This is a genomic window from Kineococcus siccus (genome assembly GCF_009906795.1).
In the GTDB taxonomy this organism is placed as follows: domain Bacteria; phylum Actinomycetota; class Actinomycetes; order Actinomycetales; family Kineococcaceae; genus Kineococcus; species Kineococcus siccus.
The window spans coordinates 1-16,073 of the sequence record NZ_JAAALN010000093.1; the positions used below are offsets into that span (position 1 = coordinate 1).

Consider the following 16,073-nt stretch of genomic DNA (forward strand, 5'->3'; position numbering starts at 1 on the left):
GACCCAGCCCGGGGGCAGCGGCCGCCCCGGCTGCGCCGCTTCCCCTTCCCGCTCGCCGGACCGCCCCTGCTCGGCGCCCCGGGCGAGGTGACGTCGATCGTCGGCCACGTCGGCGAGGGGCAGGGCGTGCTCCCGCTCGAGCTGCCCGCCCGCGGTCGCGAGGCGTGCGACGTCCCCTTCGCGGGGCCGCAGCCCACGGGCAGCGCCGACCTGCCCGACGCCACGACGTGGAGCCGGCGCTACCTGCTGGTGCTCCTGGAGGTCCTGGCGGGTCAGCGGCCCCCGCAGCAGCTGCTGCGCTGGTGCGCGCCCGACGTCTACGTCGGGATCCAGCGTCGCGCGCAGCTCGCCGCCCGCGTGCGGCAGCGGACCGGCACCGCCCACCGGGCACCTGTGGTGCAGTCGGTGCGCGCGTGCGTCCCCGCCGACGGCGTCGTCGAGGTGTCGGCGGTCGTGCGCGACGGGTCCACGGTCCGCGCCAGCGCCTTGCGGCTGGAGGGCTGGGACCGCCGCTGGCGCGTCACCGTGCTCGAGATGGGCTGAGCCGGCCCCCCGCAGGGGGAGGCCGGCTCGGTGCGGGTCCCGCTTCGCGTCAGCTCTGGTCGCGCTGCGCCGCGCGGCGCTGCGCGCGGTTGCCGAACTCCGCGTCGGTGCTGCCCTCGTCGCCCGCGTGGACCTCGACGTCGCCCTCCGCGGTGGGGGCCGAGTACTGCAGCTGCTGGTGCGTCGGCTGCGCGAAGCCCGGGGCCACCGCCGCCGCCCCCGCCTGCGGGGTGGGCTGCACCTCGAGGGAGAACAGGTACCCGACGGACTCCTCCTTGATGGCCTCCGTCATCGCGCCGAAGAGCTGGTAGCCCTCGCGCTGGTACTCCACGAGGGGGTCGCGCTGCGCCATGGCGCGCAGGCCGATGCCCTCCTGCAGGTAGTCCATCTCGTAGAGGTGCTCACGCCACTTGCGGTCGAGCACGGAGAGCACGACCCGGCGCTCGAGGTCGCGCATCGTCGCCGCGCCGAGGCTGGACTCGCGCTCGTCGTAGCAGGCCTGCGCGTCACCGCGCATCTCCTCGACGAGGCGCTCCACGGTCAGGTTGCCCCGGCCGCCGGCGGCCTCCACGACCTCCTCGGGCGTCACCGACACCGGGTAGAGGCTGCGCAGCGCCGTCCACAGCTGCTCCAGGTCCCAGTCCTCGCCGAACCCGTCCGCGGTGGCCGCGACGACGTAGGCGGTGACGGTGTCGTCGATGAAGTGCCGGACCTGGCCCTCCAGGTCCTCCCCCTCCAGCACGCGCCGCCGCTCGGCGTAGATGACCTCGCGCTGGCGGTTCAGGACGTCGTCGTACTTGAGGACGTTCTTGCGGATCTCGAAGTTGCGGCCCTCGACCTGCCCCTGCGCGCTCTGGATGGCGCGCGAGACCATCTTCGACTCGATCGGGACGTCCTCGGGGATGCCGCTGCGCGTGAGGAACTGCTCCACCAGGGCGGCGTTGAACAGCCGCATGAGGTCGTCGCTGAGCGAGAGGTAGAAGCGGGACTCGCCCGGGTCGCCCTGCCGGCCCGAGCGTCCGCGCAGCTGGTTGTCGATGCGCCGCGACTCGTGCCGCTCCGTGCCGAGGACGTAGAGACCACCGAGGTCGCGGACCTCGTCGTGCTCGGCCTTGACGGCCGCGTTCGCCGCCTCGAGGACCTCGGGCCACGCGGCCTCGTACTCGGCCGGCGACTCGTCCGGGTCCAGTCCGCGGTCCTTCATGGCGGCGACGGCCATGAACTCCGCGTTGCCGCCCAGCATGATGTCGGTGCCGCGCCCGGCCATGTTCGTGGCCACCGTGACCGAGCCCTTGCGGCCGGCCTGGGCCACGATCGAGGCCTCGCGCTCGTGCTGCTTGGCGTTGAGGACCGTGTGCTCGACCCCGGCCTTGCGCAGCAGCGTCGAGAGGTGCTCGCTCTTCTCCACGCTGGTGGTGCCGACGAGCACGGGCTGGCCCGTGGCGTGGTGCTCGGCGATGTCCTCGACGACCGCCGTGAACTTCGCCTCCTCGGTCTTGTAGACCAGGTCGGGCTGGTCCTTGCGGACCATCTCCCGGTTGGTCGGGATCGGGACGACACCCAGCTTGTAGATCTGGTGGAACTCGGCCGCCTCCGTCATGGCGGTGCCGGTCATCCCCGAGAGCTTGTCGTACATGCGGAAGAAGTTCTGCAGCGTGATCGTCGCGAGCGTCTGGTTCTCGTTCTGGATCTGCACCCCCTCCTTCGCCTCGATGGCCTGGTGCAGGCCCTCGTTGTAGCGGCGGCCGGCGAGGATGCGGCCCGTGTGCTCGTCGACGATGAGGACCTCGCCCTTGGGCGAGACGACGTAGTCCTTGTCGCGCTTGAAGAGCTCCTTGACCTTCACGGCGTTGTTGAGGAACCCGACGAGCGGGGTGTTCACGCTCTCGTAGAGGTTGTCGATGCCGAGCAGGTCCTCGACCTTGGCGATGCCGGACTCCATCACGCCGATCGTGCGCTTCTTCTCGTCGACCTCGTAGTCGACGTCCTTCGTGAGCCGGCGCGCGATCTTGGCGAACTCGGAGTACCACTTGGTCGGCGAGTCGGCGGGCCCCGAGATGATCAGCGGCGTGCGGGCCTCGTCGATGAGGATGGAGTCGACCTCGTCGACGATGGCGAAGTGGTGGCCGCGCTGGACCATCTCGGCCGTGCTCCACGCCATGTTGTCGCGCAGGTAGTCGAAGCCGAACTCGTTGTTGGTGCCGTACGTGATGTCCGCGCCGTAGGCCTCGCGGCGCTCCTCGGGCCGCATCCGGGACAGGATGCAGGAGCTCGTCAGGCCCAGGAAGCGGAAGACGCGGCCCATCAGCTCGCTCTGGTACTCGGCGAGGAAGTCGTTGACCGTCACGACGTGGACGCCCCGGCCGGTCAGCGCGTTCAGGTACGCCGGCGCGGTCGCGACGAGGGTCTTGCCCTCACCGGTGCGCATCTCCGCGATGTTGCCCTGGTGCAGCGCCGCGCCGCCCATCAGCTGGACGTCGAAGTGGCGCTGGCCGAGGGTCCGGCGGCTGGCCTCGCGGACCACGCCGAAGGCCTCGGGGAGCAGGTCGTCGAGCGACTCGCCGTCGGCGAGGCGCTCCTTGAAGCGGTCGGTCTCCGCACGCAGCTCGGCGTCGCTCATGGCGACGAAGTCGTCCTCCAGCGCGTTCACCTGTTCGGCGATGCGGTGGAGGCGTTTGACGACGCGACCTTCGCCGGCGCGGAGGACCTTCTCGACGATGGCAGGCACGGCCCCACTCTATCGGCGCGCGGCCCCGCGCTCGTCACCGTCCGGCGGGAAGTCGTCGCTCAGCGTCTGCACAGCTTCACGCAGTGGCGTCAGCGCGCGTCCCGCAGCAGGCGGCGCAGGTCGCTGGGCGGCACGCGGCGCAGCGGGACGGCGGCCGGGGCCGCCTCGGCGTGCGCGGGGGCCGCGGCCGCCGTGACGAGCAGGGCCTCGACGGGCTCCTCCTCCACGACCCCGTCCACGAGGCCCTCCAGCAGACCGCCGATGGGCACCAGGTGCCGCGCGAGGTCCTCCGCCGACGGGGTGGCCAGCACCTCGCGCCGCAGCGCGGGGTCGGCGGGCAGGCGCACGTGGGGCACGGCCGGCGGGTCGGGCGCCTCCGCACCGGAGGGGGTCTCGACGGCGGGGGCCTCGACGGCGGGGCGCAGCAGCGCGGGGTCGAGCAAGGCACCCACCTGCGCCGCGGGCCGGGCGCCGCCCAGCAGGCCGCCGCGGGCCAGCGTGCAGCCGACGTCGACGAGGGCGAGGACCTGCTCGGCGCGCTCGACGCCGCAGGCCACGGCCTGGAGGTCCAGCGCGTGCGCGAGGCGGCACAGGGTGCTGACGGCGGCCCGGGCGGAGGCGGCGCGGGGGCCGTCGAGCTCGGCGACCAGGGAGGCGTCCAGGACGAGACCGTCGACGGGCAGCCGGCGCAGCGGCGCGAGCGAACCCCCCGTGCCGAGGTCGGCGTGCTCCCCGGGCGCGACCGCACCGACGCCGTCCACGACGATCCGCACCCCCGTGCCGCGCAGCTCCGCCAGCCGGGCGGCCACGAGCTCGGCCAGGGCCCCGGTGCGGCCCAGCAGCGACACCGGCACGTGCAGCGCGAGCGCCGACGGTGCCAGCCGCACGTCGTGCAGCGCCGCGAGGACGTCGTCGGCGGCCTGCCCGGACAGCACGTGGCGCTCGGAGAGCGTGAGGCTCACCGACAGCCCGGGGGCCTGTTCGCGCCAGCGTGCGACCTGCCCGCAGGCCGTGACGACGACCCACCGCCACAGCGCGGACAGCGCCGGGGACTGCTCGGCACCGGCCAGGAAGGCCTCGGGGGCGAGCAGGCCGCGGACGCGGTGACGCCAGCGCAGCAGCGCCTCGACCTCGACGACGGCGCCGTCGGCGAGGCGGACGACGGGCTGGTAGGCCAGCTCGAACTCCCCGTCGGTGACGGCGCGCTCCAGGTCCGCGGCGAGCCGGCGGCGCAGGTGGTGCACGTCGGCCGTGCCCGGCACGAACGTCGTGGTGCGGCCGGCGCCGCTCTCGCTCGCGCGGTGCAGGGCCGTGTGCGCGCGGCGCAGCAGCTCCGCGGCGGGCAGGACCTCGTCGGCGACCGCGATGCCGGCGCTGCAGCTCAGGCGCACCGAGCGACCCTCGACCCACAGGGGCGTGGCGAGCGCCTCGTGCACGCGCTCGGCGAGCTGGACGGCGGCGGTGGGAGCGTCGGCGTCGCGCAGGACCAGGGCGAACTCGTCGCCGCCGAGCCGGGCCACGACGTCGCCCGGGCGCACGCAGCGCTGCAGGCGCCGGGCCACGCGGCCCAGGACGTCCGCGCCGGCTGCGCGGCCGAACGCCTCCGCCACGCGGGAGAAGCCGTCGAGGTCGACCAGCAGCACGGCGGCGGGGGCGCCGTCGGCGCGGCCCGCGCGGACGGCGGCGTCGAGGTGCTGCAGCAGCGCCGAGCGGTTGGGCAGCCCGGTGAGCGGGTCGGCCGCGGGCACCTGCGCGGCGCGCAACCCGCCCGCGGAGCCCAGGGCGCGGCCGGCGTGCTCGGCGAAGGCCCTCAGCACCGTGGCGTCGACCGCGTCGAGCGGGGCCGTCGCGGTGTCCACGACGAGGGCGCCGACGACGCGGCCGTCGACGCGCACGGGGGCGGTGGCGGGGCCCGCGGCGTCCCCGCCGTCGGGGTGCGCGCCCGCGCTGCGGGCGGCGGAGACGGCGAGGTCGGCGTCCAGCGCGGGGTGCCCCACGGCCGCCACGACGCGCAGGTCCATGCGGGAGCGGACGTCGGCGAGCACGAGGGCGACCGCGCGCTGGCCGAGGAGCTCCGAGGAACCGGTCGCGATCTGCAGGAGGAGCTCCGGCAGCGGCCGGCGGCCGGTGACGGCGCGCTGGAAGCGCACCGAGGTCGCGAGCACGCGCTCGCGCTGGCGCAGCGTGTCCTGCAGCCGGCTGCGCTCGGCGGGGTCGCGGCGGTCCTGGGCCTGCAGCCAGTGCTCGGGCTCGAGGCCGCGGCGGCCCAGGACCACGAGGCCCAGGACCCGCACCACGACCGAGAGGGCCGCGACCGTGGCGGGCGACGGGGTCGCGACGGGGTGGCCGTCGGTGAGCCGGCCGACGACCAGGGCGGCGCCCGCGAGCCCGGGGACGTCGACGGCCTCCGCCTGCAGCCGGGCCAGGCCGGGCACGGCGAAGGAGCCGCGGCGGTCGCGCACGACCCGCGCCAGGCCGCGCTCGGGCAGGACACCGGTCCCGGCGCCCACGCAGCCCAGCACCCGGGTGCCCTCGCACACGGCGACGACGTCGGCGTCGAGCAGCTCGGCCACCAGGGCCGCGGCCCGGGTCGTGACGTCGCGCTCGCTGGTGCCGCGGGAGAGGTCGGCCAGCACCTGCTCGAGCAGGTCGCCGGCACCGACGGCCTGCTCGGTGCTCACGGAGGGGAGGTCCACGGGGACCTTGTCGGCAGGTCCGGCCCACGGCTTGAGCGGCCACCCGGGTGAGCCGCGGACCCCGGCGCTAGGGCGGGGGCCCGACGACCGCGGCGAGCGCCGGCGCGAGGTCACCGCGGTCCGCCACGGCCACGCCGGCCGTGCCGAGCCACTCCGCGAGCTCGGCGAGCTCCTCCGCGAGCTCCTCGGCCGTGCCGTCGGGGGCGCCGGGCTCGGCCCAGGCCGACTGCACGCGCAGGACCCCGGCCCCGCCGGCGGCGGCCCGGTCGGTCTTGAGGTCGACGCGGGCCACGATCCGCTCCCCCAGCAGGAAGGGCAGCACGTAGTAGCCGTGGACCCGCTTCTCCCGCGGGACGTAGAACTCCAGCCGCACCTGCACGCCGAACAGCTCCTCCGTCCGGTCGCGGTGCCAGAGGAGGGGGTCGAACGGGCTGAGGAGCGCGCGGGCCCGCACCCGCGGCGCCACGGCACCCGCGCTGCGGTAGGCGGGCCGGCGCAGCGTCGAGGCCCAGCCGCGGACGCGGACCTCCTCCAGCTCGCCCGCCTCGACGAGCTCGGCGACCGCGCGCCGGGACTGCTCGGGGCGCAGCCGGAAGTAGTCGCGCAGGCTCGCCTCGGTCGCCACGCCCGTGGCGCGGGCGGCGGTGCGCACCAGCGAGCGCACCGCGTCGGCGGGGTCGGGGTCCGGCTGGGCCAGCACCACGGGCGGCAGCACGCGCTCCACCAGGTCGTAGGCGCGCTCGAACTGCGGCGTGCGCCCCGACGAGGAGAGCCGGCCGGTGAAGAAGAGGAACTCGCAGGCGCGCTTGACCCCCGACCAGTTCCAGCCCCAGTGCTCGGTCGGGCGCGCGGCCGCGGGGGCGAGGGCGGCCTCGAGCGCACGGGCGGTGGCGGGACCGTGGGCGGCGACGTGGGCGAGGACGGCGTCGGGCAGGCCGGGCTGCTCCACGGCGATGCTCGCGATGCTGCCCCAGGCGTCCTCGGCGGCCCGCGCCATCCGCCACCGCAGCAGCCGGTGGGTCTCGGGCGCGACGAACGACGCCTCGTGCGCCCAGTACTCCACGAGCCGGCGGGGACGGCGGTTCGCGGCCCGGTCCAGCGTGGCGGCGGGGTAGGCGCCGAGGCGGCTGAAGAACGGCAGGTAGTGGCTGCGGCACAGCACGTTCACCGAGTCGATCTGCACCACGCCGAGACGGTCCAGGACGCGGAGGAGGTGCGCCGCCCCGGGGGCCGCGGGGCGGGAGCGGCTGAACCCCTGCGCCGCGAGCGCCGCCCGCCGGGCCTGCGCCGCGCTGATCTCCTCGACGGCGCTCAGGGGTCCGCCCCGCTCAGGTCAGCTCCACGATCTTCTCGCGCAGCGCGTAGACCACGGCCTCCATCCGGGAGTGCAGCTGCAGCTTCTCGAGGATGTTGCGGACGTGGTTCTTCACGGTGTTCTCGCTGATGCCCAGGTCGCCCGCGATCTCGCGGTTGCCCTTGCCGCGCGAGAGCAGCCGCAGCACCTCCAGCTCGCGCGGGCTGAGCCGCGGCACGCCCGCGACGGCGACCGCGCGCTCCTCGTCGCGGCGGCGCATGGCGGCGAACTCGCCGAGGAGCATCCCGGCCATCCGCGGGCTGATGAGGGTCTGGCCGGCCATCACGGCCCGGACGGCGTCGGCGACCTCCTCCGCGGGCACGTCCTTGAGGAGGTAGCCGTTCGCGCCCGCCCGCACGGCGCTGAACAGGTCGTCCTCGTCCTCCGACGACGTCAGCATGAGGATGCGGATCGAGGGGGCCGCGGCCTTGACGTCGATGCAGGCGTCGATCCCGGAGCGGCGGGGCATCCGGACGTCCATGAGGACGACGTCGGGCAGGAGCTCCTCGACGCGGGCGAGGGCCTCGGCCCCGTCCTCGGCCTCCCCGACGACCTCGATGTCGTCCTCGGTGGCGAGGACCATCTGCAGTCCCCGGCGGTACAGCGAGTGGTCGTCGACCACGACGACGCGGACCGGGGCGCGGCTGCTGCTGGCCGTCGACACGGGGCCTCCTCCGGGCTGGGGTGGGGTGATCATGGCACGACGGTGCCTCGCCGCCAGTCCTGGCGGCGAGGCACCGTCGCTGCGGGCGGTGCGGGCCTCGCGACCCGCCGGGTCAGCGCACGGTGGCGGCCACCACGGCGGCGAGAGCGGCGTCGGAGGAGGTGCGGGAGGCCCGGTCACCGGCGTCGGCCGGGGTCTCCACGCCCGGGACGACGTCGAGGTGGATGACGCCGTAGTCCCAGCCGTGGCGGCGGTAGACGACGCTCGGCCGGTGGCTGCCGGCCTCGACGAAGAGGTAGAAGTCGTGGCCCACGAGCTCCATCTCGTACAGCGCCTGGTCGAGCGTCATGGGCGACGCCGCGTGCGCCTTCTCGCGGATGACCACGGGCGACTCGTCCGCGACCTCCGCGTCGGCCCCGGCGGCGGCCCCGCCCCCGGTCACGGTCGTCTCCAGGCTGTCCTCGGGCGGCAGGGAGGCGTCCACCGTGGTCACGAGGGCTTCGTCGCTGAGCCCCGCGGTGGCCTGGTGGACCGACACCGGGCGGTGGCGTCCGTGGTGCACCTTGCGCCGGTCGCGCGAGCGCCGCAGCCGCTCCATGAGCTTGGTCGTGGCCAGGTCGAGCGCGGCGTACGGGTCGTCCGCGCAGGCCTCGGCCCGCACGACCGGCCCCTTGTCGCGCACCGTGATCTCGACCCGCTCGCAGGCGCTGGCCTGCCGGCGGTTCTTCTCGTGGGACAGCTCGACGTCGATGCGCTGCACGCGCGGGGCGAGCTGCGTGACCTTCTCCAGCTTGTCCTCGACGTGCCTCCGGAACCTGTCCTGGACCTCGGTGTGCCGTCCGGTGACCACAACTTCCACGGGATGCCTCCCTCGCTCGAGCGTCGTGGGCGCGGCCGGGGCCGGCCCACTTCGGACCGTCACCTCGTGCCGCGCACCACCCCCGGGCAGGGGGCACCTGCGTCGGCGCGACGAGGTGCGGGGTGCATGGCAGCCGGGGGCGCAGGACGCCGGCCCCGACCGGGTCCGTCGATGGACTCCGCCGGGAGCGTGCCGCGCTGGGCTGCCATGGAGGAACGCTAGTCCAGGCGGGCACGCGGTGCCCATGCGGCGCGGCTGGAGATCACCCGCCGGGAGGCTGGGACCCCTCCCCGAGCGTGGCCTCGGCGCACGTCAGGCAGACCACGGCGACCACGTCGGCCCCGGCGTGTCGCAGGGCCCGCACGGCCTCGCCCGCCGTCGCGGTGGTGGTCACGACGTCGTCGAGCACCACGCAGGGACCGCGCGGCGGGGGGCCGAGCACGCGCAGCGCGCCGGCGAGGTTGCGGCGGCGGCCGTCGGCGTCGAGGTCGGTCTGGTCGGCCACCCGCCGCCGCAGGGCGAGGACGCGGGCCACGCGGGTCGGCGCGCCCCCGCGGCGGCGCAGCTGCGCGGTGCGGGCGGCCAGGTCGGCCACCAGGTCGTCGCCGCGCCGGCGGCGGCTGGCGGCGCGCGACGGGACGGGCACGAGCACCACGGGGCCGCCGGGCCGGGCGGCGCCCAGCGCGGCGGCGAGGGCGGCCGCGGCCACGGGCCGGACCTCGGCGCGACCGGCCTCCTTGACCGCCAGCAGCAGCGAGCGGGCCGTGCCGGCGTGCGCCGCCGCGGCGTGCAGCGGCGTGCCGTCGGCGAGCGCCGTCGGCGCCGGTGGCCGCGCGAGGGCCGCCGCGCACGCCCGGCACCACGACGTCGCCGCACGTCCGCAGCCTGCGCACGTGGCGGGCCACAGCAGGTCGGCGGCGGCGGCCAGGGAGGTCCGGGAGGAGAGCACCCGCCCAGCGTGCCCGCGACCGGCCCGGCCGCGGCCGTCGTCCCCAGGCCGGGACGCGGGGCGCCGGCGCGCCGGGGCTGTGGACCCCGCGGCGGGCGGGGCGGCCGCGGGGCTCAGCCGGGGTAGGCGGGGTCGCGGCCGTCGGCGAAGACGACCCAGTCCGCGCCGCTGCGCGTGAGCAGGCGGCCGTCGCGCGTGCCCACCACGACGTCGCGCTCGCTCCAGCCGGCCGCCACCGCGACCCCGTCGGGGACCTCGGGCAGCCGGACGACCGGTCCGGACGCCTGGGTCACGACGGGGACCGGGTCGGCCCCGGCGGTGGGCCGCACGAGGAGCACGAGGCGGTCGTCCTCGAGCCAGGAGACGTCGAGCACGTCGGCCGTGCCGGGCACGAGCTCGGGCGAGCCGGCCGTGAGCCGCAGCGGGCGGCCCCCCGCGTCGCGCACGACGCCGTGCACCCGCACGTGCGTGGCACCGTGGCCGTCCTGCACGACCAGGACGACCCGCGCGCCGTCGCGCGAGACCCGCAGCCGGCGCACGACCCCTCCGACGCCGTCGGCGGGCAGCTCCACCGACTGCGCGGCCACCGCGGGGTCGGCGACGGGGACGACCTGCGGGGGCGCGCCTGCGCGGGCCCCGACGGTCCACACCCAGCCGCCGCGGTCCACCGACGGTGGCGACAGCGGCACCTCCGAGCGCAGGGCCACCTGCACGTCACCCCCCGCGGCCTGCACGCGCAGGACGCGGTCGTCGCGGTCCAGGACGGCGAAGGCGCCCCCGTCGGGCCCCACCGCCGGGTGCGCCGCGTCGTCCCCGCTGCCGAGGCCCGGGCCCGTGCCCGGCACCGCGCGCACGGCCGTGCGGTCCCAGCGCGAGAGCCCGGCGGGGCCCAGCAGCACCAGGCGCGGGTCGGTCGTGGGCAGGGTCCGCGGGACGTCGGCGAGGTCGCCGTCGCCCGCGCGGGTCAGCTCCGCGCCGTCGACGGTGACGCGCACGCGCACCACGCCGGGCAGCCGCGTGAGGCTCGCGCGGAGCTGGGACAGGAGCAGGCTGCGCTGCTCCGGGCTGCCCTGCAGCACCGCGTCCGTCAGGTCGATCGTCGCCGTGCCCGCGGCGACCGGGACCGTGCCCACGCGCAGCCGGGTGCCCGCGGGAGCGCCCGTGCGCACGGCCGGCGCGAGCCAGCCGGAGGCCCCGGCCAGCAGCTCGGTGACGATGCGCGTCGCGGTCGCGGAGCCGTACGTGAACCACCGCACGTCGGCGACGAGCTGCGTGGCGTCGGCGGTCGCGAAGTAGACCGGGAAGGCCCGCAGCGTGCGGGAGGCGTCGAGCTCGCTGACCGCGACGCCGTCGGGGAGCTCGTCCACGCGCCACTGCCCGCCCTCGCGGCGCAGGGTCAGGGTCTGCTCCAGCACCGTGCCGGCCGGGCGCTGCAGGTAGTGGCCCGTCGCGTCGACCACGGCGACGACGGCCGCGCGGACGAGCACGCTCACCGACCCGCCGTCCGGCGCCGGCGTGCTGCCCGGCGCCGGCGCGCTGCCCGACGCCGTCGCGGGCTGGCCGCTCACCTCGGGCGTCGACTCCACGAGGGTCGTCGAGGCCTCCGGTCGCCAGCGCCGCGCGGCGGCCGCGGTGAGGAACGTCCGCGCCACGGCCGCGTCGTCGCCCGCGGAGCTGGCGGCGAGCAGGAAGCCCCGCACGACGTCCTCGGCGGAGGCGCCCGGCCGCGGCCCCTCGGGGATCACCTCCAGCAGGCCGACGCGCGGGTCGTCGACGGTCCGCGAGCCGCTCGTGACGGGCCCCGACGTCGGCAGCCCACCGCAGCCGGTGACGAGGGCCAGGGCGGCCGCGCCCGCGGCGAGGACGCCCGCCCGCGGGCGCGTCACCGCGCCCCGTCCACGGTGGCGGGCGGCGCGGACGGTCCGCAGGTGAGCGCCGCGACGGCGGGCCGCCAGCTCAGCGGGACCACGGGCAGCGGCGAGCTGCGCAGCACGTCGCCCGCGGTGCGCGGGATGGTCAGGACGAAGTGGCAGCCCTCGCCGGGGCGGCCCCACACCTGCAGCCACCCGCCGTGCAGCCGGGTGTCCTCCAGGGAGATCGCGAGGCCCAGCCCGCTGCCGCCCGTCGTGCGGGCCCGCGCGGGGTCGGCGCGCCAGAACCGGTCGAAGACCCGCGGCAGCTGGGCGGGGCTCAGGCCCACCCCGTGGTCCCGCACCCCGACCGCCACGGCCCGCTCGTCGCACACGACGGTGACCTCGATGGGGCGCGCCTCGCCGTGCTCGACGGCGTTGCCGAGCAGGTTGCGCAGCACGCGCTCGATGCGCCGCGAGTCCACCTCCGCCGTGCACGGGCTGCCGGGCACCGACACGCGCACCTGGCTGCCGCGCCGCTCCGCGAGGGAGGACGTGAAGTCCACGACGCGCGCCACGATGGTCCGCACGTCCTGCGGGTCGGCCTCGAGCGCGGCGGCGCCGGCGTCGAAGCGCGAGATCTCCAGCAGGTCCTGCAGCAGGGAGTCGAAGCGCTCGAGCTGGGTGAGCAGCAGCTCGGAGCTGCGGGCGACCGCGGGGTCGAAGTCGGCGCGCGCGTCGTGCAGCACCTCCCCGGCCATCCGGATGGTCGTCAGCGGGGTCCGCAGCTCGTGGCTGACGTCGGAGACGAAGCGCCGCTGCAGGACGGACAGCTCCTCCAGCTGCTCGATGTGCTGCTGCATGCCCGCGGCCATCTCGTTGAAGGCCCGGGCCAGGCGGGCGAGGTCGTCGCTGCCGCGGACGCGCATGCGCTCGTGCAGGCGTCCGCTGGTGAGGCGCTCGGCGGTCCCCGCGGCCTCGCGCACGGGTTGCACGACGGTGCGCGCGACCACCCAGGCCACGGCGCCGACCAGCACGACGAGGGCCACTCCGCCCCCGATGAACGTCGTTCGCACCAGCCGCAGCGTCTGCTCCTCGCTGGCCAGGGAGTAGACGAAGTACAGCTCGTACTCCCCCGCGCGCGGCAGGGTGACGAGCTGGCCGACCAGGAGCGCCGGGCTGCCCGTCGTGGCGCGCAGGTCGACGAGCTGCAGCTGCTGGACGTCGCTGCCGGCGACGGCGCGCCGCAGCCCCTCGGGCACGTCGGAACCCGCGAGACCCTCGGAGGCGATGTCGCGCACGACGGCGGTGTCCGCGGCCCCCGGGGACGGCGAGGGCGCCGGCGACGTGCCCGGCGACGCGGTCGGGCCCGCCGCGCCCGCCTCCGGACGGGGCGCGCGCAGCAGGACGACGCCGCGCACCCGGTCCGGGCCCGCCCCCTCGAGCGAGGACACCACGTCGCCCGCGAGCTGGTCGAGCTCCGCGGACGTCGTGGTGGTCGAGGCGTCGAACTGCGCCTGGGCGGTGCTCGCGGCGCGCGAGGCGTCCGACAGGGCCACCCGCTCGCGCTCGGCGACGAGCCCGTCGCCGATGCCGTCGAGCAGGAAGGTCCCGACGCCCACGACGACGAGCAGGCCCAGCCCCGAGGTCGCCAGCACGACCCGCAGCTGCAGGGACGCGCGCCAGCGGCCGAGCGCCTGCGCCCCGAGCGCGAGCGCCCCGGCCACCCACCGGCGCGGGGCGAGCGCGCGCCTCACAGCGGGCCTGCGCGGTACCCCACTCCGCGGACCGTGACCACGATCTCGGGGTGCTCGGGATCGACCTCGATCTTGGAGCGGAGCCGCTGGACGTGGACGTTGACGAGCCGCGTGTCCGCCGCGTGCCGGTAGCCCCACACCTGCTCGAGCAGCAGCTCGCGCGTGAACGCCTGCCACGGCTTGCGCGCCAGCGTGACGAGCAGCTCGAACTCCAGGGGCGTCAGCGGCAGCGAGCGGCCGTCGCGGCGCACCGAGTGCCCGGAGACGTCGATCACCAGGTCGCCGATGCGCAGCGTCTCGGGCGGGCGGTCCGAGGACGAGCGGAGCCGGGCGCGCACCCGCGCCACGAGCTCCTTGGCCTTGAAGGGCTTGACGACGTAGTCGTCCGCGCCGGCCTCGAGGCCCAGGACCACGTCGACGGTGTCGCTCTTCGCGGTGAGCATGACGATCGGCACGCCCGACTCGGCGCGGATGAGGCGGCAGACCTCCATGCCGTCCTTGCCCGGCAGCATCAGGTCGAGGAGGACGACGTCGGGGCGGGTGCTGCGGAACGCCTCCAGGGCCTCGTCGCCGTGGGCGCAGAAGCGCGTCTCCAGACCCTCGCCCTGGAGCACGATGCCGAGCATCTCGGCGAGCGCGGTGTCGTCGTCCACCACGAGGACGCGTCCCCTCATGCGTTCATGATGCCGCCTCGCGCCGTCGGCGAGGACCGGGGCGCGCCCAGGACGCCTCTGGCACGATGGACGGGACGGCGATCACGCGCAGCAGCAGGCCGTCACGAGGAGGCACCGATGAGCCAGTGGCACGCACCCGACGCCGGCGACGACGCCGCCGCGGGGACGCCCGCGGGCGAGCCCGGCGGCTGGGGACCCGTCCCCGGGCCGCCGGCCGCGGGGCCGGGCGCGCCCCCGGCCCCCGGTGCGCCGGCCCCCGGTGCGCCCGCCCCCGGCGGCGCCGCGCAGGGCACGGGGGGCGGCTGGGGCGAACCCCGCTGGAACGACCGGACCGGGGCGTGGGACCGGCCCCCGCCCAGCGTGCAGCCCGGCATCGTCCCGCTGCGCCCCCTCGGCCTCGGCGAGATCTGCGACGGCGCCTTCCGCGCGTTCCGCCAGAACCCGAGGGTGATGGTGGGCCTGTCGGCGATCGTCGTGCTCGCCACCCAGCTCGTCTCGCTCGTGGCGACGGTCGTGCTGACCCGCGACCTCGTTGGGCTGTTCGAGCAGCTGGGCAGCGCGACCGCGACCCCGTCGTTCTCCGACGTCGCGGGCACGCTGCAGCGCAGCATCCCGCTGTACGCCGTCGTGACGCTGCTGCAGAGCATCGCCGTGCTCGTCCTGAACGGCATGCTCATCGTGGCCGTCAGCCGCGCCGTGCTCGGTCGCACCGTGACGCTCGGCGAGCTCTGGCGGCAGACCCGCCACCGGGTGCCGGCGCTCGTGGGCCTCTCCCTCGTCGTGAGCCTCGTCCCCACGCTCATCGGCCTGGTCCTGCTGGCGCCCGGGGTCCTGGTGCTCGTCGGGGCCGACGGTGACGGCGCGATCGCCACGGGCGTCGCGCTGACGCTCGTCGGCGCGCTCGCGTGGCTCGTCCTGGCGGTCTTCATCGGCGTCCGCTGGGCGCTCGCCACCCCCGCGCTGCTGCTCGAGCAGCTCACGGTCCGGGAGTCCGTGCGACGGTCCTCCCGGCTGGTCCGGGGCACCTTCTGGCGCACGTTCGGGATCCTGGCGCTGACGCTCGTGGTGGTCTATGTCGTGGTCACGGCCGTCGGCTTCCCGTTCTCCGTCGTGGGCCAGCTCATCGGGACGGTGCTGCTCGACGGGGGGAGCACGACGACGGGGCTGGTGGTCCAGCAGGCCGTGGCGAGCATCGGCACCATGCTCGGCAGCGTCGTCGCCTTCCCGTTCCTCGCCTCGGTGACGGCCCTGGTCTACGTCGACCTGCGGATGCGCCGCGAGGGGCTCGACGTCGAGCTCCACCGCGCCGCGGCCGGCGGGTGAGCGGTCTGCTCCGCGGGGCACCGCTCACCCCCGGCGCCGGTGAGGCGCGCGAGCTCCTGGCCCGCGAGCTCGCCGGCCGGGAGTACCGCGGCCAGGCCGAGCCCTGGCTGCTGCGGGTCTGGAACTGGCTGACGGAGCGCCTGCAGCGCGTCGAGGTGCCCGGCATCGGCACCAGCTGGACGGGTCCCCTCCTCGTCGTGCTGCTGCTCGTCGCCGTGGTGGTCGTCGTCCTCCTGGTCGCCGGGCCGGTGCGGCGCGGCGCGCGGGCACCGCAGTCCGACACGCCCTTCGACGACCTCGTCCCCTCGGCCGAGCACCACCGCCGCGCCGACACGGCCGCCGCCGCCGGCGACTGGTCGCTCGCGGTGCAGGAGCGCTTCCGGGCCGTGGTGCGCTCGCTCGAGGAGCGTGCCCTGCTGGAACGCCGGCCCGGCCGCACGGCGCACGAGGTCGCCGAGGAGGCCGCCGTTCCGCTGCCCGGCTGCGCCACCGGGCTGCGCCGCGCCGCCCGCACCTTCGACGACGTCCGCTACGGCGGCCGCACGGCCTCCCCCGCGGTGGAGGCCGAGGTGCGCCGGCTCGCGGGCGAGGTCGCGGCGACGCGGCCGCAGCTGCTCGGCGCCGGGCCGGACGCGCACCTCGTCGCCGGCGGTCCCGACCGGGGCCGGCCGTGAGC

12 protein-coding genes are annotated in these 16,073 nt (G+C 76.6%); 3 read left to right on the forward strand and 9 right to left on the reverse strand.

The annotated features are described in order from the left end of the window. The coding region (locus GTR02_RS11810; RefSeq protein ID WP_166607697.1) for an Rv3235 family protein at nt 1–543 on the forward strand (543 nt) is incomplete at its 5' end. A gap of 49 nt (nt 544–592) precedes the next feature. Here GTR02_RS11810 and secA read toward each other — a convergent pair. From secA to mtrA, 9 genes are all read right to left on the reverse strand, one after another. Continuing rightward, nucleotides 593–3,271 (reverse strand): preprotein translocase subunit SecA, encoded by a 2,679-nt coding sequence (gene secA / locus GTR02_RS11815; protein WP_166607698.1) that lies wholly within the window; start codon nt 3,269–3,271, stop codon nt 593–595. Nucleotides 3,272–3,360: 89 nt separating this feature from the next. Beyond that, nucleotides 3,361–5,967, reverse strand: a complete 2,607-nt coding sequence (locus tag GTR02_RS11820; RefSeq protein WP_166607699.1) for an EAL domain-containing protein — start codon at nt 5,965–5,967, stop codon at nt 3,361–3,363. A gap of 67 nt (nt 5,968–6,034) precedes the next feature. Next, a complete protein-coding gene (locus GTR02_RS11825) occupies nt 6,035–7,282 on the reverse strand; it encodes a winged helix-turn-helix domain-containing protein (protein ID WP_166607706.1) in 1,248 nt (415 codons plus the stop codon). A gap of 13 nt (nt 7,283–7,295) precedes the next feature. Next, entirely contained in the window at nt 7,296–8,018 is a 723-nt protein-coding gene (locus tag GTR02_RS11830; protein WP_166607700.1) for a response regulator, read from the reverse strand. A 79-nt stretch (nt 8,019–8,097) separates the two neighbouring features. Beyond that, a complete protein-coding gene (hpf, locus tag GTR02_RS11835) occupies nt 8,098–8,844 on the reverse strand; it encodes a ribosome hibernation-promoting factor, HPF/YfiA family (protein ID WP_420814724.1) in 747 nt (248 codons plus the stop codon). A gap of 262 nt (nt 8,845–9,106) precedes the next feature. Next, complete coding sequence (locus GTR02_RS11840) at nt 9,107–9,793, reverse strand: ComF family protein (protein ID WP_166607702.1); 687 nt, start codon at nt 9,791–9,793, stop codon at nt 9,107–9,109. A gap of 113 nt (nt 9,794–9,906) precedes the next feature. Further along, nucleotides 9,907–11,679, reverse strand: coding sequence for an LpqB family beta-propeller domain-containing protein (locus tag GTR02_RS11845; RefSeq protein ID WP_166607703.1), 1,773 nt, complete (start codon nt 11,677–11,679; stop codon nt 9,907–9,909). Beyond that, nucleotides 11,676–13,400 carry an MtrAB system histidine kinase MtrB gene (gene mtrB, locus GTR02_RS11850; protein WP_338073767.1) on the reverse strand — a complete coding sequence of 575 codons (1,725 nt, stop codon included), beginning with the start codon at nt 13,398–13,400 and terminating at the stop codon, nt 11,676–11,678. The genes GTR02_RS11845 and mtrB overlap by 4 nt, the downstream gene beginning before the upstream one ends. Continuing rightward, nucleotides 13,397–14,074, reverse strand: coding sequence for an MtrAB system response regulator MtrA (gene mtrA, locus GTR02_RS11855; protein WP_166607704.1), 678 nt, complete (start codon nt 14,072–14,074; stop codon nt 13,397–13,399). Before mtrA ends, mtrB begins: the two co-directional genes overlap by 4 nt. A gap of 117 nt (nt 14,075–14,191) precedes the next feature. Between mtrA and GTR02_RS11860 the strand changes: the two genes are divergently transcribed. Then, complete coding sequence (locus GTR02_RS11860) at nt 14,192–15,397, forward strand: glycerophosphoryl diester phosphodiesterase membrane domain-containing protein (RefSeq protein WP_166607705.1); 1,206 nt, start codon at nt 14,192–14,194, stop codon at nt 15,395–15,397. Beyond that, nucleotides 15,394–16,071: a DUF4129 domain-containing protein gene (locus GTR02_RS11865; protein ID WP_205709106.1), complete on the forward strand. Its 678-nt coding sequence runs from the start codon at nt 15,394–15,396 to the stop codon at nt 16,069–16,071. Before GTR02_RS11860 ends, GTR02_RS11865 begins: the two co-directional genes overlap by 4 nt. Nucleotides 16,072–16,073: the final 2 nt, after the last annotated feature.

Coding starts and splice junctions, on each gene's coding strand:
- GTR02_RS11830 (WP_166607700.1), bottom strand. CDS start 8,018: ATGATCACCCCACCCCAGCCCGGAGGAGGCCCCGTGTCGACGGCCAGC.
- mtrA (WP_166607704.1), bottom strand. CDS start 14,074: ATGAGGGGACGCGTCCTCGTGGTGGACGACGACACCGCGCTCGCCGAG.
- GTR02_RS11860 (WP_166607705.1), top strand. CDS start 14,192: ATGAGCCAGTGGCACGCACCCGACGCCGGCGACGACGCCGCCGCGGGG.